Genomic DNA, 22,562 nt, shown 5'->3' on the forward strand with positions numbered 1-22,562 from the left:
GGGCTTTAGTGAGGACAAACTCCGTTGAACACTTCAGCAAATCATCACAAGCCTGTCGTTTCAGTGGTGATGCCGGTCTACAACGGCGAGAGATTCGTCGAGTCGAGTATTCGTTCGGTATTGGCGCAGACGTTCGTCGACTGGGAATTAGTAGTGGTCGATGATGCTTCGGATGATGCCTCTCCGCAGATTGTTCGCAGGTTCGCCAAGCAAGATGAGCGCATACGGTTGGTTCAGCTGGAGCGCAACGGGGGTGCGGCGGTGGCCAGAAACGCTGCGATCGACCTTTCCCGTGGGCGGTATCTCGCGTTTCTGGACGGGGATGACTTGTGGGTGCCGCACAAGCTGGAGCGCCAGGTGGCTTTCATGCAAGAGAATGGCGTGGCGTTCTCATACGGCGCGTATGACCGTGTCGATGAGAACGGTGACTGTCTGTCCGCGGTGGGAGTCCCGGCGAAATTGCGGTATTGCGACCTGCTGAAGACCTGCTATATCGGTTGTTTGACGGCAATGTACGACACGAACGTGTTCGGCAGGCGTTACATGCCGTTGATTCGCCGCCGGCAAGATTATGCGCTATGGCTTGAGTTGCTGCGCGACGGCGGGACAGCGATGGGCCTGAACCAGGTTTTGGGAGTGTATCGAGTGCGGTCTGGTTCCATTTCGTCGAACAAGGCGTCGACTTCGCTGTACACATGGCGGATGTACCGCGAGGTCGAGGGACTTTCTTTGTCGAGAAGTGCGTGGTGTTTTGCCCACCAGACTGGGCGGGCGGTGGTGCGGCACCGTTGGCCTGGACTCGCGCGGCGTCTGGGGTGGCTGCACTCGGTGGATGGGGCTTCGGCGGGGGGTTACTGTGGGCCCTATGGACCCTCGCAATGACTAGGGGACTTGAGTGATGGCGCGCTTGCTTGTCACGGGTGCGAGCGGGTTTGTAGGTGGCGCGTTGGTCGAGCGCCTGGCGGGTGAGGAGCGATGGAGGCCCGTGGCGGCTTCACGGCGCGATTTGTCGTTGCCGGAAGGAGCGGAGGTGGTGGTGGCTCCATCCCTTGGTCCTGACGCGGACTGGGGCAGCGCGGTGAGGGACGCGGATGCTGTTGTGCACGCAGCTGCTCGTGTACATGTGATGGAAGAGGGCTCTGCCGATCCGCTGTCGGAGTATCGGCACACCAACGTGGAGGGGACGTTGGCGCTGGCGCGGCAGGCGGCGCAGGCTGGGGTGCGGCGATTTGTGTTTGTCAGTTCGATCAAGGTGAACGGGGAGCAGACCGCTCCGGGTAGCGCATTTACCGCAGCAGATGCAGTCGCGCCAGTGGATCCTTATGGCGTCTCCAAGGCGGAGGCGGAGGCGGCGCTGTTCGCGCTGGGGCGCGAGACGGGAATGGAAATCGTGGCGGTGCGCCCACCACTAGTATATGGGCACGGTGCCGGAGGTAATTTCGCGAGAATGGCACGCTGGGTAGGAAAGGGCGTCCCGTTGCTTCTGGGCGCCGTGGACAATCGGCGTTCGCTGATCGGGCTGGATAATCTGGTGGATCTACTGATGACGTGTGTAGAGCATCCGGATGCGGCGAATCGGGTATTTTTGGCTGGCGACGGAGAGGATCTTTCCACCACCGATCTGTTGCGCCGGGTGGCGGTGGCAATGGATCGACGCGCTCGGCTGGTGCCGTTCCCCCCGGTGCTGTTGCGTGCTGCGGCGCGTGCGGTGGGGCGAGACGATTTGGCGCGGCGGTTGTTGGATTCGTTGCAGGTAGATATCACCGATACCTGTGAGACGTTGGGGTGGGAGCCGCCGGTGAGTGTGGATGAGGGGTTGCGGCGGTCGGTGAGGGCTCTTCTTCAATAGAGAGGCTATTGGGCTTATCGGTTACATGTCTGGCTGAAAGTCCGAAAGGTGGACCGGAAGCGGTCTTGTCTGCTCTCGCTTAGCATTCTCACAGCGTTGTGCAGCGCATTGAGGTTCTGTATGAGCTGTATGAATGTTGCGAGGACTCGCCGAAGCTCGACAAGATCAAGGCATGCGAGGCCAGCGGCTGAGGCGTCGTGTGCGGCGGAGATCGACCAGCCAGGCGCGCCAGGTGCGCGAGTCGGGAAGCTTGTGCCAGCGTTTTTGTGAAGGCGTGTCGATCTCAGACAAGGCATCGACGAGGTTATGGAAGAAGCACTGAAAGGTCTCAAGGCGAATGCTGAAGGGGTGGGACTTCAGGTTGCGGAAATAGGGATTGGTATTGATCTCGTAGACTTGGCGGCGTCCTTTGACCAGGCCAAAGTCCACCCGCCCGTATTCAATGTCGGCGGTATCGAATGCGCCGCCTAGAGCTTGTGCGTGCGTGTGCTCTGTAACCATATGATATTCTTCGTTATAAAGCTCCCCAGGTGCGATGCCACGCTGCCCATATTTGGCTACCCATGTTTCCTGGTGAGCGCAGGGCGCGCCGATGACGCGGTCGGAAATGCGGTAGGCGGCCAACTTGCGGTACAAACCCTCGTGCACAGGTTCGGCGGCGAACTGGACGATGATGAGTTCGCGTAGTGGAATGCCGCGGGCAACCTGTTCCTCAATGGCGTTTTCGAGGGACTTCGGGCTGTAGATCAAGTCTGTAAGGACACCCCGGTGCGCCGAGTCGGTACGAAGAAACACTGGGTACCGGTCGGTGGGCGGTTCGTCATCGGCTTGCCAGACGTTAAATTCGTTTATGCCTTGATGATGCAGGTGCCGCAGGAGCTGGTACCGGGAACGGTGTCGGGCAGGGTTGTTGAGGACTCGGGCGCCCGCCTCGCGCAGTTGCCTATAGATGCTGGCTACGCATTCCAGATCCCAGAAATGCAGCCGATCGAGGTCAGAGAAAATGTAGGTCGCCTGGGGTAGGCGCCTTGCTCGCAGGAGCCTTTCATACGGGATGACGCGTAAATCGATTTCCGGGTGACGTTCGAGGTCTCGATGTGTGGAGCAGTGCGGCTGCGTGGTAAAGAGAATGATCATTGATGGGTGGCGTCGATATAGGCCCGTGCATTGCTCATAAGGTTACTTCCCAGGTCGGTAAGGACACCGTGTGCGTCGACTACCTGATACCCGGCCTCGAAGTTGTCCCGGTCACGTTCTAGGGCCCTTCTTGCACGCTCTCGCTCCTCCTCGGCAAGAAGTTCCGATTGCAGAAGCTGTTGCATTGCCCAGTGCATTCGGGCTGACACGTAGGTGGCGTGATAAATGCCATCCATCGGGCGCGGGTCGGCGCGCAACGGCGAATCGAATAGTTCCGAGTCTTCGTTAAGTGTGAGCGGTTCATGTGTGCAAAAGCCGAACAGCAAGCTGTGTGCACTCTCGTGGGCGAGTACCTCGACCATCTCGATCCTGTCAGTGTGGAGAGCTGCGTTCAGGAACAGGGCGCCCCACAGCTGATAGTGAGAACCACCATGAAATTCGCCCTTGTCGTTTGGTCCTCCGGTTACGCCGACCACTTCGTGCACGATCGCCCGTATTTCTCCGGCAAGTCGGGGGGCCGCCTGATCGAGCAGGTCCATCGCGGCCTGGTAGCGCTTGACAAAGGCACTTGTGGTTTCGGGATCCGGCGTATGGAGGCTAAGGTCGGACCGCATGGAATCGCTCATGCGATTTTTGTAGCAGAGGCCACGGGTGCTGCTATCCAGTGCGCCGATCGCCTGGCCCGCGGCGAGCGCCTTTTCCTGCGCGAGCCGTTGCATGGAATTGGTAGCACGTTCTTCATCGTTCTCGATGAGAGCGAAGACAGCATCAAAGTAGAAGGCGAACGCCGTTGGTGCGAAGGTGGTGCCCGCTTCGAGTGCGGTGCATTGCTGCTCAAGCGTGCTGAAATCGAGTCTCAGGCGATTCTTGCAGGCATCAACGACCAGTCGCAGGCTGCGTCCAAGCTCGACATGCATGCGCTGATTGATGTGCTGGGCCCTTATCGGGTCGGGGCCGAAATCGGGTCGGATTGGCACAGGGGTAACCTTGAGGCGCAATGGCTGTCGCACTGGTTCGTACGGGTCGCTGGTCGACCCGTTGGGATCCGGAGGCACGCTGATCAACGCAACCAGCGATGGAATCAGCGTGCCCCCAGGGCTGTAGGAATACTGAATTTGCGAATACCACGGGTGGGTTTCAGTTGGGCCCACGGCATTCCCGCGTCAACCCAGGATCCTGGGAGAATTAGTCCTTGGCCACTCCAACCTTCGATCCAATCGAGGACGCAATAGGCTTCCCTTCTCCAATTTTCGCACCCAGGGCGGATGTCGGCGCTTTGGCGTGAAGAAGTCGGAAACCCAAGAGTTGGCGCGTGTCCAGCTTGATCATTTTTTTCATCTCGTGTTCCTTTACAGTGGCTTGGCAGAGTTAGTTGGTTGGGGGGCGAGAAACCACCCACCACCTTTGTAAACCAACCTCTCGCCGTCGCGCAAGCCTGCCGCTACCGGCGCGACCGTAAGTTCGGAGCGAGTAGTTCTGGATAATCCGAATCCGGAGAATATCCGGTGGCTCAGGGGATTTTGGGGCGAAGTGGAGACTCGAATGGTTTGGTTCAGAGTAGATTGGGACACGCTGAGAGCGATGCGATCTGATCGTAAATTCGCCACATGATTCCTGTTTCCCGTCCGTATCTACCCCAAAGGGAGAAGCTGGATGCCTACCTCGATGGCATCTATGCGCGCAATCGGCTCAGCAATGATGGGCCGCTTGTTCAGGAGCTTACGCGGCGGCTGTCGTCATTTCTCGGTGTCGAACATCTATTGCTGGTGGCCAATGGCACGCTCGCTCTCCAGGTAGCTTATCGAGCGCTGGGTGTTTCCACGGAGGCCGGCAAGAGTGAACCGAACGCGATCACCACTCCGCTAACATTCGTGGCGACCGCTAGCTCGCTAAAGTGGGAAGGCGTCGATCCGGTCTTTGGGGATGTTGATGCGGAGACATGGTGTCTTGACCCGGACAGCATCGCGCCACGCGTGACCCAGGACACCCGGGCCGTGGTGCCGGTGCACCTGTTCGGAAATGCTTGCGACGTGGAAGCGATCGATACGGTAGCAAGGGACTACGGGCTTCGTGTCATATACGACGGTGCCCACGCGTTTGGCGTGCGGTATCGGGGAGAGAGCCTGTTGAGCCGCGGAGACGCCTCTGCAGTCAGCTTTCATGCGACCAAGGCGTTCCACACGGTGGAGGGTGGAGCGATCGTGTTCCGCCACAAGGCGGATCTGGAACAGGCGCGCTCGCTGATCAATTTTGGGCAGACGGCTCCGGACCGCATCGAAGCGGTCGGGTTGAATGCCAAAATGAGCGAATTTCACGCGGCTATGGGTTTGTGCGTGCTGGACGAGCTGGAGCACTGTCTTGCGCCGCGCCGGGAGGCCTGGCATGCCTACGAGGCGGAACTGGGGGGTTGGGCTCGCATGCAGCGGCGCTCAAGCAGTGTCGAGAACAACAGTTATGTGTACTTCCCGGTCGCGTTCGCGGACGAGGCCCAGATGCACGCCGTCAAGAATGCGCTGGAACGGGCGGAGATCCAGGCTCGCCGTTATTTTTACCCAGCCCTGGATCGAATCCCGGATTTGAACCCTGTGCGCCCGCCAAGCGCACGCGCAGGGGACCTGGCTTCGCGTATGCTTTGTCTGCCGATGGGCCAGGACCGTTCCGAGACCGAGTATGTGCTGGAAATCCTGCGCGGGATGTCACGATCGATGCGCATGCAGGCGACGGGTGATGATTGAAGTGACGCTCTATGTTGGTTGCGCCGCCGCCTTCCAGTGCCCAGTTTGTTCGAGTGTTTCGACAGAGTCTTGCCAGGTGGAGTAGCTGTACAGAGATTTGCTAACCACCAGGTCGTACGCGGGTTCGGAACGCGAGAACCTGGGGAAGTCATGCTCCGGGAGCCACTCGTTCAGCAGGAAGCCAAGCTCGTCCTGTCCCATCATAAGCCTGGCGAACGTGCTGCCTGTTGTGCGCAGGTTCATTTCCTGGGCTTTGTTGTTGCCATTTCGATCTTCGCGGAACTGAACCGATAGAGCGCCTGCGCCTCCGTCGGCTATGAATGCCTGGGCAAACCGTCGCGCCAGCTCCTCCAGGTCCGGTCTGGCCGCTCGCTGCATGCGTGTGACCGCACCAAAATGATGATGGTTATGTAGTACGAAAATCTCACCGATCCGCCCATCGGGGGCAATGGGAATGTGGCAGGTGTGGTGATTGACTTCGGGGACTTCCGCGAACAGCGGTTTGGGGCCATCCAGGCGTTCGAAGTAGTCCTGTAGCGCGTCGCCCGGTCCGAGATACTCCTGAAACAGGTAGTCGCGGCGTTGAGCGAAATATTCTGCTTCCTGAGCGTCGCGTACAAAGTAAACGCCTTTTGAGGCGAAACCCTCAATGGGCTTGGCTACCATCGGATAACCGACCTGGCTCGCGAAGGCGTGCAATTTGTCGATATCGTCGGAGTGCTGCAAAACCAGCGTGTCGGCGAACGGCAATCCATGTGCCTTGCAGAAGGCGGCGCTTTTCCCCTTGTCCAGCGCGCCAATGATAGTCTCAAGGTTGCCGTAAGGGATGGCTCCTGGAAGTGCAGGGTTCGAATCAAGCAGACGCCACAGGGCGGCCGTATCGGCGTCGCGCGCGCTTAATATCAGATCGGGCTGTGTGCTCCGCAGAACCTGTGCCATTACTTTCGGGTAATCGATATGACCCGTCGTTGGCACTTGGTAGCACTCGTCGCACCGGAAATTGTTGGGGCTGGATGCAATGCTGTTGGTGCCGATGATATGCACCCGGTCGCGACGGTTCCATTCTTCGTATTCCAGGCTGTCGAGGATGTTCTGGCCTACAAGGCTCCCGACGCTGACGATGAGCAGGCGCGTTCGAGATCGCGAGGGTGTATTCATGTCGATAGGTCCTTTGGCATGTCTGGGACAACGTAACCGAGTGAGGGCAGGTCCAGCCCGGTTATCTCAGTGGTCTTGCGGTTGCTAAGGGCATAGCGCTCCTCTGCCCACGCTTCGAATTGTTCGACGAGCCTGTTCTCGACCAAGGCGTTCAAGTGACGGGGTAGAAAGGCACCCGTTCGTCTGGCCAGGGCAGCGGCGTAGCGCTCGGGCAGGGACCGACGTCCCGGGCGATTCGGTGAAGCGAGCAGACGGTTCAAGTTTCTCTGGATCGCGCAGAGTGTGGCGGGTGATCCAGGATTGACCCGGGCTTCGGGGGCGCTGGTGATCGTGCGCAGGCCCACAAACGTGCGGATTTGGTTCACGAAGTCTACGTGGTTTTCGGCAAGCCATTCGTAGGGAAGCACCAGTACGTTAGTCGTGCCGAAACGTTGCTGGTAATACTGAACGAGATGGTGGTATTCGAGGTATTTTCCGTTGAACAGGGGACTGTACCCATCCATGAGAGGCGATTGATCAAGGAACTGGCGCGGCGTGGCAGAAAGCCGGCCCTCCCAGCCACATACCATCCATTTGTAAATGGAGCGCAGCATAGCCCGCTGCTCGCGGATGACCATTAAGATGCGGGCGTCAGGAAAGGTGTCGTAGAGGCGATCGGCGAGTTCCTTTCGCCCAACCTCTCGTTCGCGCCGGCGTAGCCCATAACCGCCACCCGCTGGTTGGCCGGAGAATTGCTCGTGGCTGAGTACCGTTACGGTTTCCTCCGGATGATTGCTCGTTAGAAATTTGGAGAGGTGACTGCGGGCGAGCTCCGGCTCGAATGAGAACGCATCGGATGTGACGAACGTTTCCCGGAGCAGCAGCCGCGGTACAGGGCTTCGGAACCCAGCTCTGACATCATCAAATATGAGTCGCTGAAGATAGCTCGTACCAGTCTTATGCAGACCGATGTGTATCAGCATTGGGGTAGCCATGGCTTTGTATATGCTTCCTGTGCCCTGTCGTTTCGAGCAATCCGGGGTAAGCATAGTCAATGCCTGATGGGGATGCTTCCCGAGTGTGAGATCGCTCGTGTTCGCACGGAGTCCTCATGCGCGGAATTCGCTCTGGTGAAATCAATCATTCATCGGAACGGCGAACCAAGGTTGGTACCGTGTACAGGCCATGGTCCCAACGATCGTATTCGGGCAAGCCGTGGCCCGAGCGTTTCCAGTCGATGAACGGGGCGGCCGGATGGATTTCCCTGATATCGTGGTCGACCGGAGAGTCTGGATGCGGCCGGTTTATGGCCGTCGGTTGAAAACATGTGCCATGTTCCAGGCACTAACGAATGTGCTGGCCAGTGCCCGTGAGATAGGTGTGCGTAGGAGCAAATGGAAGGCCGCGCGCTGCGCAGAACGCGGTTGCTTTCGCACTTGCCATGGAGGGCTGAGCTGATTGTGGCACCACCCCACCGTGACGAAATCTCGGGCCCTATGAGTGCACGCGTTCCTTGAGTTCCGCAAGAGCAATGACGTCATCGTCCCGGCGGGGTATTACGAGGTCGGGTTGTTCGACCTCCAGTATCTGGTCAAGCCTGTCCTCGAAATCCCGACGTGCCGTCGCGGATTCAGGCACCTCGTAAGATCGGGTCAAATCGGTCGAGTCCATTAGCATTGGGCACGCTGTTGGTGGCAGCCACCAAAAGGCCGCTTCGACGGGCGGCAAGGCTGTCGCGAATGCTGTTTGCAACGAAGCTGCCGCCAGACAATAGCAACAGTGAACTCGCCCTCCCGGAAAGTGGGCGGGCTGGGACGTGATACGTCTTGCTAATGCCGAGGAACTCTGGATCATGGTGGCTCAGGGTAAGGAACGGTGCGAAACCGTTCAGTATTCTGAATGGGCTGCAGAATTGGGTTGTCCCCCCGATGCTCATGGTGGGTACTCCGCCGCGAGCAGGCGACGCAACTCACGCAAGGTTAGACCTGGATCAGGCGTCGCTCAAAAGCGGGTATGGTTCAGTGCAGGGTTCGAGCCGGTGCATCTTGCGGGGAAACCTCCAGTGCCTCGCAGGGAAACATGGACGCCCTCGCTCAAACGCGGAGGGTTGGGGGGAATATGAAAGTCCTGATCATCGGGGCCGGTGGCCATGGGCAATGTGTGGCTGATACGCTTCTGCGAGGTTGGCGGGCTGGGAGTGAGGTGGAGGCGCTGGGTTTTCTTGACGATGTGGAGCCGTTGGCGACGGACCACTTTGCTGGGCTTCCCCTCCTTGGGCGTGTTCCGGACCTGGGGGACTTTCCGGAAGCAGCCGTGGTTGTGGCAGTGGGCGATAATGCTGCGCGAAAGCGGCTATTTGAGGAGATGGCATCCTTGGGGCGCGTTCGGGCCACGGTGATTGATCCTACGGCTGTTATTGGCTCGGATGTGATCGTTGGGGCGGGTTCCTATGTTGGGCCCCTGTCGATTATAGGTCCCGGTTGTCGCCTCGGTTCGAATGTCATCGTGAACGGTGGCGGATGCATCGGCCATCACAGCAGGTTGGGGGACCATGTGCATATCGGCCCAGGTGTGGTGACTGCCAGGGGCGCGAACATCGGACACGGAGCGATGGTTGGCGCAGGTACAGTGATCAAGCCAGAGGTTTCGATTGGGCGCGGCTCCGTGGTGGGCGCGGGCTCGCTGGTTTCTCGCGACTTGGGTGAGCACGTTACGGCGGTAGGGGCACCCGCCCGAGCGGTTCGAAGGCAGGAGCCGTGGTGACCACCGAGACGCGTTCCTTATGGCTGCGCCAACTCATTCTGGAAAGAGTTCGTAAACGCCGTTCGGTTGCGCCACTACCTCACGAAGTTTCAACATCGAGGGTCGAAGTAATCGAACATCATGGGGAACGTTTGCACATCGTTGCCGACCCTGCGCTTATGCGCGAACTACTTTCGAATGCCCCTTTGTGTCCTTTTTCTCAGGCGGCTGGGTTAGAGGGGATGTGTGATCACTTTGGCCTGAATGGTTCGCTTGTCGGGGAGTTTTTCAGGCGGAGCCCAATTTTTCTCGACGGTGATTTTCACCGGGAGGGGAGGAAACATTTTTCCAGGCTGGCCCGTGTCGCGAAGGATGTCTTGCGGCCAGAGCTCGATGATCTGGTCGAGGTGCATTTTCGCACAATATGCCGTGCCGATAAGGGCATGGGGCTTGCGACCCTAGGGGCGGTGCAGTTTGTGGATAGGATGTTGTTTCGACTTTTCGAGCTTTTGTTACCAGGCTCGGAGAAGCATTACCCGGAATTGGCGGCGCACCCGCAGTCGCTGTTCGAGTTGGTGCACCATCCGCGTCGCCTCGGAGATACTCTAGATGCCATGGCGGGGCTATTGCAGGAGTATCACGAGGATTCCGAGGCACGAGAAAGGGCATGGGTGCTGATGAGCTTCGTCCTCATGGGGCGTGATCCGCTGGTCGGCGGTATGGCAGATTTTCTGCATTTGTGGCGTGCTCAGCCTGCGGCCGAACGAACGGAGTGGCTGGCCGGAATGCAGGCTCGGGATATCTTTCGGTATACGCGCCCGGTCAATCTAATCTCACGGGTGGCGCCCGGGCGATTGAATGAGGCCGAACTGGACGTGCACCCAGGTGAACTGGTGGTCTTTATGCTAATGGCTCGGGACCGGGCAGGTTCGACCTGTCCCGTCGCAAGGGATGATCTGGCTTTCGGACATGGGCCACATTTCTGTGTCGGAATGCCACTTTCTCTGGAGATTACGCAAGCCTGGATGGGAGGGCTGGCACGATGGGACAAAGAGATTCCATGGGAAAACTTTCAGCCGGAGCAGCCCGTTCCGAGCGTCTTCCGCCGCTACAGGGCGATGTAACCGGCGACGCCCTGGACATGTTCCTGGACCGGGTGGCCAAGCGGCTAAGGGACGCTGGTCAAGGCGAGTCTGCGGCCCGTGTGCTGACTGATGGGGCCGCCATGCGAATGGAGGATCTGGATCTGGACTCCCTCGAGTTGCTGGATCTGATGATGGGACTGGAAGATGATTTCAAGGTAGATATTGCGATCGAGAATCTGACGAATCACATGAGCCTTGGCGACGTGCTATCCGAGATCCAGCGTTGCCAGCGGGAACAGGGTGGCTGCGGAGCAGGGATTGCTTGACGAACTGAGGTTTGCGGCCCATCGGCTGCGTTTCGCGCCGAAGGTTCTGCGGAACCGTTGGCGGGCAAGAAATCGCCGCAAGATCTTCGTGATCGGACGAAACAAGACCGGTACCACGTCCCTGCGAAGGACGTTCGAGGATCTCGGGTTTCCGGTGGGCGACCAGCGCGAGGCGGAATGGCTCTATGACCGCGATTATTTCGAGGGGCGCTTCGGGGCGATCATCCGATACTGTGATTCCGCCCAAGTATTTCAGGATGTACCTTTTAGTTGTCCGGGGACGTTCCGGCATCTGGACGCAGCCTTTCCCGGAAGCCTTTTCATCTTGACGATTCGGGATAGTCCGGAGCAGTGGTACGAGTCCCTCGTACGCTTTCATTCCCGATTGTTTGGTCGCGATGGGAAGGTTCCAACGGCCGATGATCTGCGCCGCGCGCGGTACTGTCGAAAGGGGTTTCTGTACAACACCGTCCGAATGCACGGGACGCCTGATGACGATCCGTATAACGCGGAGATCATGATTCACCATTATCGACGGCACAATCGAGAGGTAATGGACTACTTTCGGACGCGCCCCCAGGATCTGTTGGTTCTCAATCTCGCTGAGCCTGGCGCCTACCAGCGCTTTCTCGAGTTCCTCGGGCTTCCCGACGAGCCAGAGGGTTCTTTCCCCTGGGAAAATCGAAGTTCATGAAGAGCGCAGAATCCAGTGGAAGCCGAGCGCCGGACCCGTCGGAGGAACCACGCTCCGAACAGGAGCTCCTGGCGGAGTGGGATGGACGCACCGAGCCCCTTCTAAGCATTCGATGCCTCACTTATAACCACGCTCCGTTTATTGAGAGTGCGCTTAGAGGGTTCCTGATGCAGCGCACCGATTTTCCGTTCGAGATCATTGTCCACGACGATGCGTCCACGGATGGCACGTCGGAAATTGTCCGTCGCTACGCGACGCGCTACCCAAACGTCATCCGTCCGATCCTGCAAGCCGAGAATCAGTATTCCCAAGGGCGGAAGGGCTGGCATGCGATGGAGCCTTTGACCCGCGGACGATACATCGCGGTGTGTGAGGGTGACGATTACTGGACTGATCCCGACAAGCTCCAGACTCAGGTGGACTATTTGGAGCGGCATCCGGAGTGTGTTGTGTCTGGCCACGATGCGGAGATCCGTGATGCGCAGGGGGAGCTTGTTGCAGCGTCAAAGCTGCCAAGGTATTGCCAGCGTGACTTTTCGGCGCGCGAGCTGGAGCAGGGCGACGGGTTTCTACTGACGCTGAGCCTGGTCTTTCGCAATGTGCCGCTTGCACGCTGCGTCGAGCGCAGTCTGGTCCGTAACGGTGACCGCTTTCTGCTGGTGCTACTGGGTGCGTATGGCGGAAGCCATCATCACAGCGACATTCGGCCTGGTGTTTACCAGGTACACGATGGCGGAGTCTGGTCCAGCCTCAATCGTCAGGACAGGCATGCAGAGGCCGCGCATACGTACTGCATGATTCACCGGTACTTCCGCCGCATCGGCCGCGAAGACCTGGCCCAACGTTTTCTGGACCGCTGCCGTGAAAATTACGCGTTGACCATACCCGTGCCGAACCTGTTGCGAGTGCTGGCGTTTCGTCTGGCAGACAGGCCCTGGCTGCGGCGCTGGTGGCACCGGCTGGTTCCATTTCACCCGCCGAGGCCTTAGGGAGACGCTGATTTAATCGCGCGTCCGCGCTCGAGTCGCTTTTGCGTGCGAACAAGGCGCGGTGACTGCCGTGCAGTCACTCTGCACAAGGGAACCGCAACGCTGTGCGCGCGCAAAAGCGGCCGAGCCCCTGCTTTCTATGGCTTGTGGGGTTGGTACCCCCTGTTTCCCGATCCTGCGTTGCGCCGCTTGCGGGTAGAACCACTACCCGCTGCACGACGCGCCTTGTCTCGGAAAACAGGGGGCACCAACGCGGACGTGCGACTAAATCAGCGTCTCCCTAACTGACAGGAATTCGTGTGCTGCTGGCAGGTCGACCGCGCGCAAATATATCAGGGCGCGTTCGGCGAGCGATTGGACCTCCTGGAGCGATGGAATCTGTGCTTTCGCAGGTAGCGCAGCAGACTTCGGACATGCATCAGGAAATGGATCGGATCTGCGTGGCTTCTTTTCTGTGCGTCGTGGGTGACGGCTGCGTTCGGGTCCAACACGACGGTGTGCCCGGCGGACCATATCCTGGCGCACAGGTCGACGTCCTCGTAGTAGAGGAAATAGGCCCTGTCGAAGCCGTCCACGTTGCGATATGCGTCCCTGCTCGCCAGCATGAACACACCGGCAACCCAGTCGGGGTAGGTGGGCGCAGACCCCGTGGGCGCCGGATAAGCGCCCATCTCGCCCTTCAGTAGCTTGCGGGTCAGTGAGGCCACCGTGGGGAAGCGGCGGGCACTGGGCTGGAGCCTATGAGCTGCGTCGTATACTTGAGGAGCCACAAGGCCTGCCCCTGTTTCGCGCAAAGTCTCGAGCAGGCTGGGAAAGGGATTCTCGGTGAGAATGACGTCCGGATTCATCACACAGAAATAAGGCTCAGTAGCGCGCTGGAATGCCCGGTTGTGGTTGCACCCGAATCCGACACGCCGTCGATTTTGAATGATTTCCAGCTTGGGGTGATCGGGAAACTCCAGGTTTTCCCGACGGTTGAGCGTGACCAGAATCTGGGACACTTCGGGAAGGGGGAGGAGGCTGCACGCGAGCTCGCTGACCATTTCGCCGTGTCCATGGCTGACGATCGAGACGGTGATCATCGCGGCCATCCCTTGTGAAGGAATGGCCACAAGGCGCGCGGGCCGACTCGGCGTTGTGCCTGTATGGCGCGTCGTTTCTTCCACACCTCACGGAGTTGGCTTGCCGCGTCCCACTTGGCGCGCAGGACAATGCGCCCCTGGCCGCGACTCATCGCGCGCAGGATGAGAAGGACGTTCACCAGGATGTGAGCGGGCAGCAGCGCCCACATCAACGTGGTCGGCATGTTCTTGAGGAAAACCCACGGTAGGTTGCGCTGGCCGTAGTAGGCCGCGAAATCGCTTTGCGTACCACCACTGGAGCCGCCCCCGACGTGGTAGGCGATAGCCTTAGGTACATAGAGCACGGTGTGGCCTGACAAGCGTAGCCTGAATCCCAGGTCGACATCTTCACCGTAGCAGAAGAAGTCTTCGTCGAATCCTCCCGCTTCACGAACGGCTTGCCGGCGATACAGTGCGGCCCCGGCGCAAGCCGAAAACACCGGGCGCGTGTGCAGCGTGGCGGGCGAGGGTTTGCGTCCGTGCCCGATGCGCCAGAAAAGGCCGGTAACGTGGTAGGCATCGCCCGCTCCATCCAATAGTTCGGGTTCATTATGCTGGATCATTCTGGATGCGAATGCGGCCGCCTCCGGACTCCGCTCTGCGGCGTGCAGGAGCTCTTCCAGCCACCCGGGTGCGGGGAATGCATCCGGATTGAGGAGGGCGATGAATTCGGTTGAGCACGCTTCGATGGCCCAGTTGTTACCGGCGGCAAAGCCCAGGTTGATGTCCGCCCGTTTCACCGTGATGTTTTCGGACTCGGGCAGGTTGTCGATGGAGCCATCGGTGCTGGCATTGTCGACCACCAGGATGCTCGAAGGGGTCACGCTCTGCTTCGAAAGGGCCTCCAAGCATTGCTGCAGGAGTCGACCGGAGTTCCAATTCACGATGATGACCGTGACCGGGGCGTACGTCGAACGGGAGGGATGTTCGCGAAACGCTTCCATTAGTGGGCCTTTTGGGTATGCATGCCGGGCAGCGGGCCACGACATCGCGTTGTGCCGATGCCCTGCACAGTCAAGTCATCCGTGAGCGCCGAGGCCTCAATGTAGCCCGAGAAACCGGCGTGTCTAGCGTCAGGGCCGATCGTTTCCGCCACGTCTGGGCGGTAGCGCCCGGTGATGCCGATGCCAACCGCTTCGCCACGCGAGTCCAGGATCTGAAGGGTTTGCGGCGATCGCCGCAGGTCGGGGGCGTGCGCCCAACCGGTGATATAGGCGAAGCCGGGTGCGAAAGGCAGGGCCTGGTAGCTATCGAGGAAGGCCAGGCAATTGGAAACCGGTCCGGGTTCTTTGGCTTGTTCGAGGAGCCGCGGTGCTTCGCGAAGGGGCGGTTTTGCGAACACGGTTACACCGGCGTCCTGTGCGCGTCTTGCCAGGTCAAGGGCGGTTTTCGAATCGGGATACACGCGCTGAATTCTTTCTGGATCATGGATCTGGAGGGCAAGGGGAAGTGCTGCGGCGTCACGATCGGAAGCCTGGTGGCCCTCGGGGTCCAGGGCCTGTAGTTGGTGTATGACGATAGCGACCGCCAGTACGGCAGCAGCTGCCAGCAGCGTGGCACGAACTGCAGCGGGAAGGATGACCAGCATGCGGGCATGGGCCACCAGCAATGCGGCCCAGCCCATTAGGGCCGGGGTGGTATATCGAGACGAAAGGGCCTGTTCGAGGCCGAAAGTCACACGACCGCCTGCGGTTGCGACAGCGGTGCCCACAATGAAGACGACAAAGGTCAGCATGGCGGCCTCGATCGTCAGTCGACGTGGCCCCAGCAGGAAGCGTATTCCCGTGAACGCGGTTGCGGCCACCATGAAGGCGCCTGCTGCGGTGGCAAGGTAGATCCCCTGTGTCCCGCCGCCCATCAGATGGAAGAAAGGCGAGCCCAGGTACAAGAAGACATAGCGCACGAGGCGGATCGGGCTGTCCCTAAGGGCGCTGGATAGCGATCCGTGACTCTCTACATCGTTGAAGCCATAGAAGTACGCGATTGGTCCGAGGATGGCGAGTGCGACCAGGATGGCGGTTCGGGAAAGCCCCTGTCGCGTCACGATGGCTAGAAGTGCCATAAGTGGGAGTGCGACGACGCCATTGGCCATCGTGCCCAGCGCGGCGACCCCGGCTCCGCATGCTGCGATGAAAGTTACATTGATCTCGGATGAGTAGTTGGAACGGTACAGCAGAAACAGGGCGAGGGCCGGCAGGAGTTGTGCCAGGAAAAATTGAATCTGAAATCCCCAAAGGAAGTTTTCGTGCTGCATCCATAGCAGGAACCAGGCAAACAACAGTGGGGCCAAAGCGGGGCCGAGCAGGCCGTCACTAGATTCCGAAAGCGCACTTCGGAGTGCGCCGATGAAGAGCATGGCGGCAGACACCGCGAGCAGATGATTCACTAGGATCAGCAGCCAGCCACTGCCGTTCAGCCAGTGGAGGTCCGCGAAGAAGAATAGCCGGGTCAGCAGGATGCGATGCTCGTTGTGCTGGTCCCACCAGGCTGTCAGGCCGGCCTCGGGAAGATTCAGGTAGAACGCTAGCTGCCCGTCCCACATGTCCCAGTAGGGCACCGGCGAGAAGCCTTGCACGGACCCAAAGGCCGTTAACCCGAGCGTCGCCAGGGCCACGCACCAGAAGAAAAGCATCGCCAGGCGCGGTGCCTGGTAGTTGTGCTCAGGCATCAACCATCCTTGCCAACTGGCGACCAAGGCGCACGCTCTCGGCAATACCGCGATCTTCCGGGTAGTAATAGGCGGTGTCGGCCATGTACAGCCCTTCGATCGAGCTGTTGGCAGGAGGAAGATCGTCAAGGTGTCCGGGGCGGCAAACCGGCTGCGCATGTCGGTATCGGCTGACTTCGGCCGCGATCCTGTCATCGGGCCGTAATGCCGGGTTAATCCGGCGCAGGTGTTCCCAGGTCCGCTCGATCAGCGTGTCGTCATCCTCCTGGTACGTCGGGTGCCCGGCAGGCAGGTAGTAGGGTGCATAGACAATATGGGCGTCCAGCGGGCGCAGGTTGGTGTATTCCACGATGCCGGGCAGGTCTACGGACGGATCGTTGATGTTGATCCAGAACTTGTCGCTAACTGGGCGCTTTAGTTTGAAAACCACACACGCCACGGCAAGGAACTTCAACGCGTGAATGCGGTTGCGGTCGCTCTGGGGGAGAGCGGGCACCATGTCCGGCACACGGCGGAGCGGAACGGTACTGATGACGGCGTCGTGTGCGTAAGTGCCAGCGTGCAGTTTCACGCCTTTGACCATGCCGTCTTGCACATGCACGCGGTCTACCGGGTGTCCGGGAAGTACGTGACCGCCTGCGGCGCGAATGTGCTCATGCAACGCTTGCAGCAACGTGGCCGAGCCGCCTTCAAGATAGCCGAGCCGTTCCTGCATAAGGTTTTTGCGCGAGCGGCCGAGACGGTGGATGCGGTTCCAGATCCAGGCGGCGGAAAGCTCCTCTGTGTGGTGGTGAAACTTCAATTCCAGGAGGGGCTTCCACAGACGATCATAGGCTCGCTTTCCTACCCAGCGCCGGAGCCAGGGGGCGGCCTGTTGCTGGTCCAGGTCGTGCCAGTGCCGCCATCGAGTGCAGAGGTAGGCATGGATCCCATATCGCAGTTTGGATACAGGGCCAAGTCCCGGCAGCCGGAGCAAGGCGAGGGGGTTCCCCCATTCATGGAGCTTGCCGTCCAGGAAGAATCCCATGCGCGTGGTTTCCCAGTGCAACCGGTCTTCGAGATCCAGCTCCTTCAGCAGGTCGAACATCGGCCGGTCGTGGGCACAGATAAAGTGGTAGAAGCGTTCTATTGGCGTTCCGCCCAGTTCGAATGTCGTGGACATTCCGCCGATGACGGGCGATGCCTCGTACACGTGAACCCGATGACCGTCCTGAAGGAGCTGGTAAGCGGCGGCCAGCCCCATGGGGCCGGCGCCGATGACGGCCACCTCGCGTTCCGGGCGTGGGGTGCCAGCGGATGCCCTGCGTTCGGTTGTGTGCCGTTCAGTCACCGGTGTGCCGGGTTTTGCCAAAGGTTTTTTCGAGCGCTTCGTGCAGCGGGGTAGGTTCGATTTCGAATCGCGCCGGCCAGTCGATTACTTCGAAATGGTCGCCGGCGATCAGCGCCTGCAGCTGGTTTCTGGTGAACGGGGGGCGCCGTGTCAGGGCCCCGTAGGTTTGCAGCAACGCTCCGAAAAGGGAAATGGGTATCGGCAGAAGCAGGGAGCGGGCTTGCGTGACGCGCCGCAAGTAACGGACCAGATCGATATACGTTATGGGCTCCAGGCCCGTCAGGTTGAGGCAGTCGAGTTCAGGGCGGTGGTCGAGACAGTGTTCGACGATCGCACAGAAGTCTTGCACAAAGAGCGGCTGGCGAAGATAGCGCCCGTCGCCGGGGATGGGGAACACCGGTGAGTACCGCATGAATCGAGCCAGCCATGCGAGGTGGCGGCGGTCATGGCGCCCAAACAAGAGCGTGGGGCGGAGAACAACGCCTGGAAGGCTGCTGTCCAGGAACATTTGTTCCTGCTCTCGCTTGGTCTGCGCATAAGGGTCTTCAGCCACGGAACAGACGACCGATGAACTCACATGCACTGTGTAAGGAACGCAATGTTGCTGTAGTGCGGCCAGTACTCGGCGGGTGCTCGCCAGGTTGTTGCGCTCGAAATCGGCTCGGTAACGACTGCTGATCTGGGCCTGGAGTACGACCGCAGCTGTTGCCCCATCAAAGCAGTCAGTCCAGTCACCAGGCTTTGACAGGTCGGCCGCAATGGTAGTCACACCGGGATGACGTTGTCGCAATTCGTGCAATCGAGCGACGTCCTTGTCGATGACGACGATTTCACCCGTCCCACTGGAAAGTATGCGGTCTACAAGGTTCTGCCCTACAAGCCCCGCGCCGCCGGCGAGAACGGTTTTCGGCGGGCACTTGGCGCCAGAGTCCTGCTTCATACGGGTCTCAAGAGGAAGAGAACAGCGGCGGGGTGCTGACGAAATGCGGGCTCGATGGCAAAGGGTGACAGCTGGCAATCGTGGGCAGTCTGACGGGGATGCATCTGGGTTGCTTCATGCTGTTTCACAAGCAGTCCCTGGCACGCTGGGCTTGCGGCGGAGGTTGGACCAGAAGAACAGGGGAAGTCCAGTCTGCGCCGGATTTGCAAAGCCCTGAACGAGGTCGTGCTGCGTGAATCCGGGGCGCTATTCAAGCCCGGATTATCCAATAACTGGGGTGTGGTTTTTCGCGGCTGAGATCGATATGGTGGGGAATCGGAGGCTGTGTTGAAAGCCCACGCCCACATTTGCTCTCTCGATACTGAGAGGGCGGGCGAATGTGGCCGACATCAGACTTCGTAGGGAGGATTGTGAGTATTCTGGTGACAGGTGGCGCCGGGTTCATCGGCTCGAATTTTGTGCTCGAGTGGCTGGCCACGCGTGATGAACCCTTGGTGAACCTCGACAAGCTCACCTACGCCGGTAATCTTGAGAATCTGATTTCGGTGCAGGGGGATTCCCGGTATCGGTTCGTCCGGGGTGATGTCTCGGATGGAGACTTGCTGTCGCGTTTGTTGCGGGAACACCAGCCAAGGGCTGTTGTGCATTTCGCAGCCGAGTCGCATGTGGACCGGTCCATTCTGGGGCCGGATGCTTTCATGCAAACTAATGTGTTGGGAACGTTCCGTTTGCTCGAGTCGGTGCGCGAGTACTGGGACACAATGAGTGGTGACCTGCGCGCTGGCTTTCGCTTTCTGCATGTGTCGACCGATGAAGTGTTCGGAGCACTAAACGAAGGGGATCCCGCCTTCGATGAGCAATCTCCGTATCGCCCCAACAGTCCCTACGCCGCCAGCAAGGCCGCATCCGACCATCTGGTAAGGGCCTACCACCACACGTATGGGCTCCCGACGCTTACTAGCAATTGTTCCAACAACTATGGCCCGTACCAGTTTCCCGAGAAGCTGATTCCACTGGTCCTCCACCGAGCGGTTCATGGGCAGCATATTCCGGTGTATGGCGATGGGCGTCAGGTTCGCGACTGGCTTCATGTCTCGGATCATTGTGCCGCGCTGCGCCATATGCTGGAGGCGGGCGAACCGGGAGCAGTGTACGCAGTGGGAGGCTCGGCGGAGCGCACCAATCTTGAGGTCGTCGAGGCCCTCTGTGATCTTCTTGGCGACGCGCGGCCGGGCCGCGATTATCGCTCACTGGTGCGCATGGTGAAGGACCGGCCCGGGCACGATCGACGCTATGCGATTGATGCCAGGCGAGCCATGGACACGCTGGGCTGGGCCCCGCAGGAGACTTTTTCCAGTGGGTTGCGCAAGACAATGCATTGGTATCTGGACAACGAAGATTGGGTCTCCCGGGTGACTACGGGCGCCTACCGCGATTGGATCGACCGTCAGTATCACGCGAGCGCGGGATGAGAATTCTGTTGTTCGGCGCGGGCGGCCAGGTGGGGTGCGAGTTGCGCGAGACCCTGGCCTCTCTGGGCTCTGTTCGTACTCTGACGCGATCGGAGATTGACTTGACGGATGTGGATGCCCTCCGGCAGGTGATTCGGGCGGCGCAGCCTGATGTGATTGTGAACGCGGCGGCCTACACCGCTGTGGATCGAGCTGAAGAAGAGCCTGCCGAGGCCGAGGTGGTTAACGCGATCGCACCTGGAGTTATGGCCAAGGAGGCGGACCGCCAGCAGTCGCTGATGGTGCATTTCTCTACCGACTATGTGTTCGACGGGTGTGCGTCGAGGCCTTATCGAGAGACGGATGTGCCGCGGCCCTTGTCGGTGTATGGCCAAACCAAACAGGCTGGCGAGGAGGCAGTGACCAGCCAGAATCCCCGGCATCTCGTCCTGAGGACCGGGTGGGTGGTGGGGGTTCACGGGCGAAATTTCGTGAAGACGATATTGCGTCTCGCAGCCGAGCGTGACGAACTGCGTGTCGTGAATGATCAGCGAGGTGCCCCCACCTCTGCGGCCCTGCTGGCCGCGGTGACCTCGCAGTTGGTCAACGCATGGCGTTCGAACGTTCGGGGCGAGTTTCCCTATGGTTTGTACCACGTCGCTACACATGGCGAGACGACCTGGTTCGACCTGGCAAGGCGGTTGGTTGGCTATGCTCAGAATCATGGGGCATCGCTTCGCGTGGCAAGAGATCGGGTGGTTCCCGTCAGCAGCGAGGAGTATCCGGTCCTTGCGACCCGGCCATCTTACTCGGTGCTTGACACTTCAAGGATCCAGCAGACATTTGGCATTACACCTCCCGCATGGGATGAGGAGGTGGATAAGATCATGGCTCGATTGTTATGAGTGAACGGAAGGGAATCATCCTGGCGGGTGGCTACGGGACGCGGCTGTATCCTGTTACGCGGGTCGTCAGCAAGCAGCTTCTACCGGTGTACGACAAGCCGATGATCTTTTACCCGCTCACGACTCTGATGCGGGCCGGTATCCGGGATATCCTGATTATTTCGACGCCGCGGGACCTGGGTGCTTTTGCCGAACTGCTCGGTGACGGCGAGCAGTGGGGCCTTAGCCTGCACTACGCAGCGCAGCCGAAACCGAATGGTTTGGCCGAGGCATTTCTGATTGGCGAAAACTTCCTTGCCGGTGACCCGGCGGCTCTGATTCTGGGTGACAACATCTTTCTTGGCGAAGGGTTGGAAGGAGTTCTGCAACAGGCCGCGGATCGAGAGGGCGATGGGACCATATTCGCATATCAGGTCCCCGACCCCGAGCGCTACGGGGTTGTCGAGTTTGATCAATCTGGGTGTGTCCGCACGCTGGAAGAAAAGCCGGTTTGTCCTCGCTCTGCATATGCCGTGGCCGGGCTCTATTTCTATGACGCAGACGTGATTGACCTGGCTCGAACACTGGAACCCTCGGCTCGTGGTGAACTGGAAATCACGGACCTGAATCGGCTGTATCTGGAAAAGGGGCGTCTGCGCGCGGAAGTCATGGGGGCTGACCAGCAATGGATGGACGCAGGTACCCATGCTTCGCTCCTGGAGGCCAGCCAACGTGTGAAGGTTCTGGAAGACGAGCGCGGAGTGAAGCTGGCTTGCCCGGAAGAGGTCGCGTATCGGAAGGGATGGATCGACGCGACGAAGCTTATGCAGGTTGCCCAGCCCTCCTCCGGGAATCCAGATGGGGAGTACCTTTCGCAGCTGGTCCGAGAGGTATCTCCATGAAGGGGTTCCCACTGGAACTTCCCGAAGTCATCGAGCTGCAGCCCTGCGCATTCGCGGACGGGCGTGGCTGGTTCTATGAGAGCTTCAATCAGCCGACTTTCGAGAGGATCGTCGGTGAGGAACACCACTTTGTACAGGACAACCATAGCTGTAGTGACACAGGCGTCTTGCGTGGGCTTCACTACCAGCTACCCCCGAAGGCGCAGGGGAAGCTGGTGCGCGTTGTCGCTGGGGCGATTTTCGACGTGGCCGTGGACATCCGACGCGATTCACCCACATTCGGTTCGTGGGTCAGTGCCGAGTTGACTGCGAAGAACCGAAGACAACTTTGGGTGCCGCCTGGGTTTGCCCATGGGTTCCTGTCGCTGACCGAAGGGACCGAGGTGCTGTACAAAACCACCGACGTTTACGCGCCAGACCGGGAGCGGGCAATTGCTTGGGATGACCGGGATATCGGCATCCAGTGGCCAGTGCTTCCCGTGGCGCCAAGACTGTCGCCCAAGGATGCCGAGGCGCCCCCGCTTGTGCACGCGGAGGTGTTCTAGTGGACCCGCATGCCATTGCTTCGACCG

21 protein-coding genes are annotated in these 22,562 nt (G+C 59.7%); 12 read left to right on the forward strand and 9 right to left on the reverse strand.

Annotated features, from left to right (window positions below; all coding sequences use genetic code 11):
- Nucleotides 1-24 precede the first annotated feature (24 nt).
- Both F462_RS00210 and F462_RS00215 read left to right on the forward strand, forming a co-directional pair.
- Nucleotides 25-882 carry a glycosyltransferase family 2 protein gene (locus F462_RS00210; RefSeq protein WP_371180476.1) on the forward strand — a complete coding sequence of 286 codons (858 nt, stop codon included), beginning with the start codon at nucleotides 25-27 and terminating at the stop codon, nucleotides 880-882.
- 16 nt (nucleotides 883-898) lie between these two features.
- A complete protein-coding gene (locus F462_RS00215; RefSeq protein ID WP_038050710.1) occupies nucleotides 899-1,849 on the forward strand; it encodes an NAD-dependent epimerase/dehydratase family protein in 951 nt (316 codons plus the stop codon).
- A gap of 165 nt (nucleotides 1,850-2,014) precedes the next feature.
- Here F462_RS00215 and F462_RS00220 read toward each other — a convergent pair whose 3' ends face one another.
- Nucleotides 2,015-2,986: a hypothetical protein gene (locus tag F462_RS00220; protein ID WP_038050712.1), complete on the reverse strand. Its 972-nt coding sequence runs from the start codon at nucleotides 2,984-2,986 to the stop codon at nucleotides 2,015-2,017.
- Nucleotides 2,983-3,996 (reverse strand): aKG-HExxH-type peptide beta-hydroxylase, encoded by a 1,014-nt coding sequence (locus tag F462_RS00225; RefSeq protein WP_051918092.1) that lies wholly within the window; start codon nucleotides 3,994-3,996, stop codon nucleotides 2,983-2,985. Before F462_RS00225 ends, F462_RS00220 begins: the two co-directional genes overlap by 4 nt.
- Before the next feature lie 597 nt (nucleotides 3,997-4,593).
- Here F462_RS00225 and F462_RS00230 point away from each other — a divergent pair.
- A complete protein-coding gene (locus F462_RS00230) occupies nucleotides 4,594-5,721 on the forward strand; it encodes a DegT/DnrJ/EryC1/StrS family aminotransferase (RefSeq protein WP_038050714.1) in 1,128 nt (375 codons plus the stop codon).
- A gap of 9 nt (nucleotides 5,722-5,730) precedes the next feature.
- Here the strand turns inward: F462_RS00230 and F462_RS00235 are convergent, their stop codons facing one another.
- Together F462_RS00235 and F462_RS00240 are read right to left on the reverse strand one after the other, a co-directional pair.
- Entirely contained in the window at nucleotides 5,731-6,879 is a 1,149-nt protein-coding gene (locus F462_RS00235) for an ATP-grasp domain-containing protein (protein ID WP_038050715.1), read from the reverse strand.
- On the reverse strand, nucleotides 6,876-7,841 hold the full coding sequence (locus F462_RS00240; protein ID WP_038050717.1) for a sulfotransferase: 966 nt from the start codon (nucleotides 7,839-7,841) through the stop codon (nucleotides 6,876-6,878). The genes F462_RS00235 and F462_RS00240 overlap by 4 nt, the downstream gene beginning before the upstream one ends.
- Before the next feature lie 1,135 nt (nucleotides 7,842-8,976).
- On the opposite strand from F462_RS00240, the gene F462_RS00250 reads away from it, so the two are divergent.
- From F462_RS00250 to F462_RS00270, 5 genes are all read left to right on the forward strand, one after another.
- Nucleotides 8,977-9,621 (forward strand): acetyltransferase, encoded by a 645-nt coding sequence (locus F462_RS00250; protein WP_038050720.1) that lies wholly within the window; start codon nucleotides 8,977-8,979, stop codon nucleotides 9,619-9,621.
- Nucleotides 9,618-10,724: a cytochrome P450 gene (locus F462_RS13905; RefSeq protein WP_244270825.1), complete on the forward strand. Its 1,107-nt coding sequence runs from the start codon at nucleotides 9,618-9,620 to the stop codon at nucleotides 10,722-10,724. Before F462_RS00250 ends, F462_RS13905 begins: the two co-directional genes overlap by 4 nt.
- Nucleotides 10,661-11,011 (forward strand): phosphopantetheine-binding protein, encoded by a 351-nt coding sequence (locus F462_RS13910; protein ID WP_244270826.1) that lies wholly within the window; start codon nucleotides 10,661-10,663, stop codon nucleotides 11,009-11,011. The genes F462_RS13905 and F462_RS13910 overlap by 64 nt, the downstream gene beginning before the upstream one ends.
- Before the next feature lie 88 nt (nucleotides 11,012-11,099).
- Nucleotides 11,100-11,705 carry a sulfotransferase gene (locus F462_RS00265; RefSeq protein ID WP_244270827.1) on the forward strand — a complete coding sequence of 202 codons (606 nt, stop codon included), beginning with the start codon at nucleotides 11,100-11,102 and terminating at the stop codon, nucleotides 11,703-11,705.
- Nucleotides 11,702-12,694 carry a glycosyltransferase family 2 protein gene (locus F462_RS00270; protein ID WP_038050723.1) on the forward strand — a complete coding sequence of 331 codons (993 nt, stop codon included), beginning with the start codon at nucleotides 11,702-11,704 and terminating at the stop codon, nucleotides 12,692-12,694. The genes F462_RS00265 and F462_RS00270 overlap by 4 nt, the downstream gene beginning before the upstream one ends.
- Nucleotides 12,695-13,026: 332 nt before the next feature.
- Here the strand turns inward: F462_RS00270 and F462_RS00275 are convergent, their stop codons facing one another.
- The 5 genes from F462_RS00275 to F462_RS00295 are packed head-to-tail and all read right to left on the reverse strand — an operon-like array spanning nucleotide 13,027 to nucleotide 18,753.
- Complete coding sequence (locus F462_RS00275; RefSeq protein WP_018874671.1) at nucleotides 13,027-13,776, reverse strand: glycosyltransferase family 2 protein; 750 nt, start codon at nucleotides 13,774-13,776, stop codon at nucleotides 13,027-13,029.
- Complete coding sequence (locus F462_RS00280) at nucleotides 13,773-14,804, reverse strand: glycosyltransferase family 2 protein (RefSeq protein ID WP_371180477.1); 1,032 nt, start codon at nucleotides 14,802-14,804, stop codon at nucleotides 13,773-13,775. Before F462_RS00280 ends, F462_RS00275 begins: the two co-directional genes overlap by 4 nt.
- Nucleotides 14,759-16,483: a hypothetical protein gene (locus tag F462_RS00285; RefSeq protein WP_038050727.1), complete on the reverse strand. Its 1,725-nt coding sequence runs from the start codon at nucleotides 16,481-16,483 to the stop codon at nucleotides 14,759-14,761. The genes F462_RS00280 and F462_RS00285 overlap by 46 nt, the downstream gene beginning before the upstream one ends.
- Nucleotides 16,476-17,750, reverse strand: a complete 1,275-nt coding sequence (locus tag F462_RS00290; RefSeq protein WP_081911333.1) for an NAD(P)/FAD-dependent oxidoreductase — start codon at nucleotides 17,748-17,750, stop codon at nucleotides 16,476-16,478. Before F462_RS00290 ends, F462_RS00285 begins: the two co-directional genes overlap by 8 nt.
- A gap of 55 nt (nucleotides 17,751-17,805) precedes the next feature.
- The gene (locus F462_RS00295; protein WP_038050728.1) at nucleotides 17,806-18,753 is read right to left on the reverse strand and encodes an NAD-dependent epimerase/dehydratase family protein; all 948 of its coding nucleotides are present in this window, start codon (nucleotides 18,751-18,753) and stop codon (nucleotides 17,806-17,808) included.
- A gap of 410 nt (nucleotides 18,754-19,163) precedes the next feature.
- Here F462_RS00295 and rfbB point away from each other — a divergent pair, with 410 nt between their 5' ends.
- Genes rfbB through rfbC form a run of 4 tightly spaced genes read left to right on the forward strand, consistent with a single transcriptional unit; the run spans nucleotide 19,164 to nucleotide 22,535 of the window.
- A complete protein-coding gene (gene rfbB, locus F462_RS00300) occupies nucleotides 19,164-20,225 on the forward strand; it encodes a dTDP-glucose 4,6-dehydratase (protein ID WP_038050730.1) in 1,062 nt (353 codons plus the stop codon).
- Nucleotides 20,222-21,109: a dTDP-4-dehydrorhamnose reductase gene (gene rfbD / locus F462_RS00305; protein WP_038050732.1), complete on the forward strand. Its 888-nt coding sequence runs from the start codon at nucleotides 20,222-20,224 to the stop codon at nucleotides 21,107-21,109. Before rfbB ends, rfbD begins: the two co-directional genes overlap by 4 nt.
- A complete protein-coding gene (gene rfbA / locus F462_RS00310) occupies nucleotides 21,106-21,990 on the forward strand; it encodes a glucose-1-phosphate thymidylyltransferase RfbA (RefSeq protein ID WP_018874678.1) in 885 nt (294 codons plus the stop codon). The genes rfbD and rfbA overlap by 4 nt, the downstream gene beginning before the upstream one ends.
- Nucleotides 21,987-22,535 carry a dTDP-4-dehydrorhamnose 3,5-epimerase gene (gene rfbC / locus F462_RS00315; protein ID WP_038050734.1) on the forward strand — a complete coding sequence of 183 codons (549 nt, stop codon included), beginning with the start codon at nucleotides 21,987-21,989 and terminating at the stop codon, nucleotides 22,533-22,535. The genes rfbA and rfbC overlap by 4 nt, the downstream gene beginning before the upstream one ends.
- The last annotated feature ends 27 nt before the right edge of the window (nucleotides 22,536-22,562 follow it).

The organism is Thioalkalivibrio sp. ALJ1 (assembly GCF_000745395.1).
Taxonomy (GTDB): domain Bacteria; phylum Pseudomonadota; class Gammaproteobacteria; order Ectothiorhodospirales; family Ectothiorhodospiraceae; genus Thioalkalivibrio.

What these genes read in the sequence shown, in the direction of transcription:
- F462_RS00215 (WP_038050710.1), top strand. Translation starts at nt 899, where the DNA reads ATGGCGCGCTTGCTTGTCACGGGTGCGAGCGGGTTTGTAGGTGGCGCG.
- F462_RS00220 (WP_038050712.1), bottom strand. Translation starts at nt 2,986, where the DNA reads ATGATCATTCTCTTTACCACGCAGCCGCACTGCTCCACACATCGAGAC.
- F462_RS00230 (WP_038050714.1), top strand. Translation starts at nt 4,594, where the DNA reads ATGATTCCTGTTTCCCGTCCGTATCTACCCCAAAGGGAGAAGCTGGAT.
- F462_RS00235 (WP_038050715.1), bottom strand. Translation starts at nt 6,879, where the DNA reads ATGAATACACCCTCGCGATCTCGAACGCGCCTGCTCATCGTCAGCGTC.
- F462_RS00240 (WP_038050717.1), bottom strand. Translation starts at nt 7,841, where the DNA reads ATGCTGATACACATCGGTCTGCATAAGACTGGTACGAGCTATCTTCAG.
- F462_RS00250 (WP_038050720.1), top strand. Translation starts at nt 8,977, where the DNA reads ATGAAAGTCCTGATCATCGGGGCCGGTGGCCATGGGCAATGTGTGGCT.
- F462_RS13910 (WP_244270826.1), top strand. Translation starts at nt 10,661, where the DNA reads ATGGGAAAACTTTCAGCCGGAGCAGCCCGTTCCGAGCGTCTTCCGCCG.
- F462_RS00270 (WP_038050723.1), top strand. Translation starts at nt 11,702, where the DNA reads ATGAAGAGCGCAGAATCCAGTGGAAGCCGAGCGCCGGACCCGTCGGAG.
- F462_RS00275 (WP_018874671.1), bottom strand. Translation starts at nt 13,776, where the DNA reads ATGATCACCGTCTCGATCGTCAGCCATGGACACGGCGAAATGGTCAGC.
- F462_RS00280 (WP_371180477.1), bottom strand. Translation starts at nt 14,804, where the DNA reads ATGTCGTGGCCCGCTGCCCGGCATGCATACCCAAAAGGCCCACTAATG.
- F462_RS00285 (WP_038050727.1), bottom strand. Translation starts at nt 16,483, where the DNA reads ATGCCTGAGCACAACTACCAGGCACCGCGCCTGGCGATGCTTTTCTTC.
- F462_RS00295 (WP_038050728.1), bottom strand. Translation starts at nt 18,753, where the DNA reads ATGAAGCAGGACTCTGGCGCCAAGTGCCCGCCGAAAACCGTTCTCGCC.
- rfbD (WP_038050732.1), top strand. Translation starts at nt 20,222, where the DNA reads ATGAGAATTCTGTTGTTCGGCGCGGGCGGCCAGGTGGGGTGCGAGTTG.
- rfbA (WP_018874678.1), top strand. Translation starts at nt 21,106, where the DNA reads ATGAGTGAACGGAAGGGAATCATCCTGGCGGGTGGCTACGGGACGCGG.
- rfbC (WP_038050734.1), top strand. Translation starts at nt 21,987, where the DNA reads ATGAAGGGGTTCCCACTGGAACTTCCCGAAGTCATCGAGCTGCAGCCC.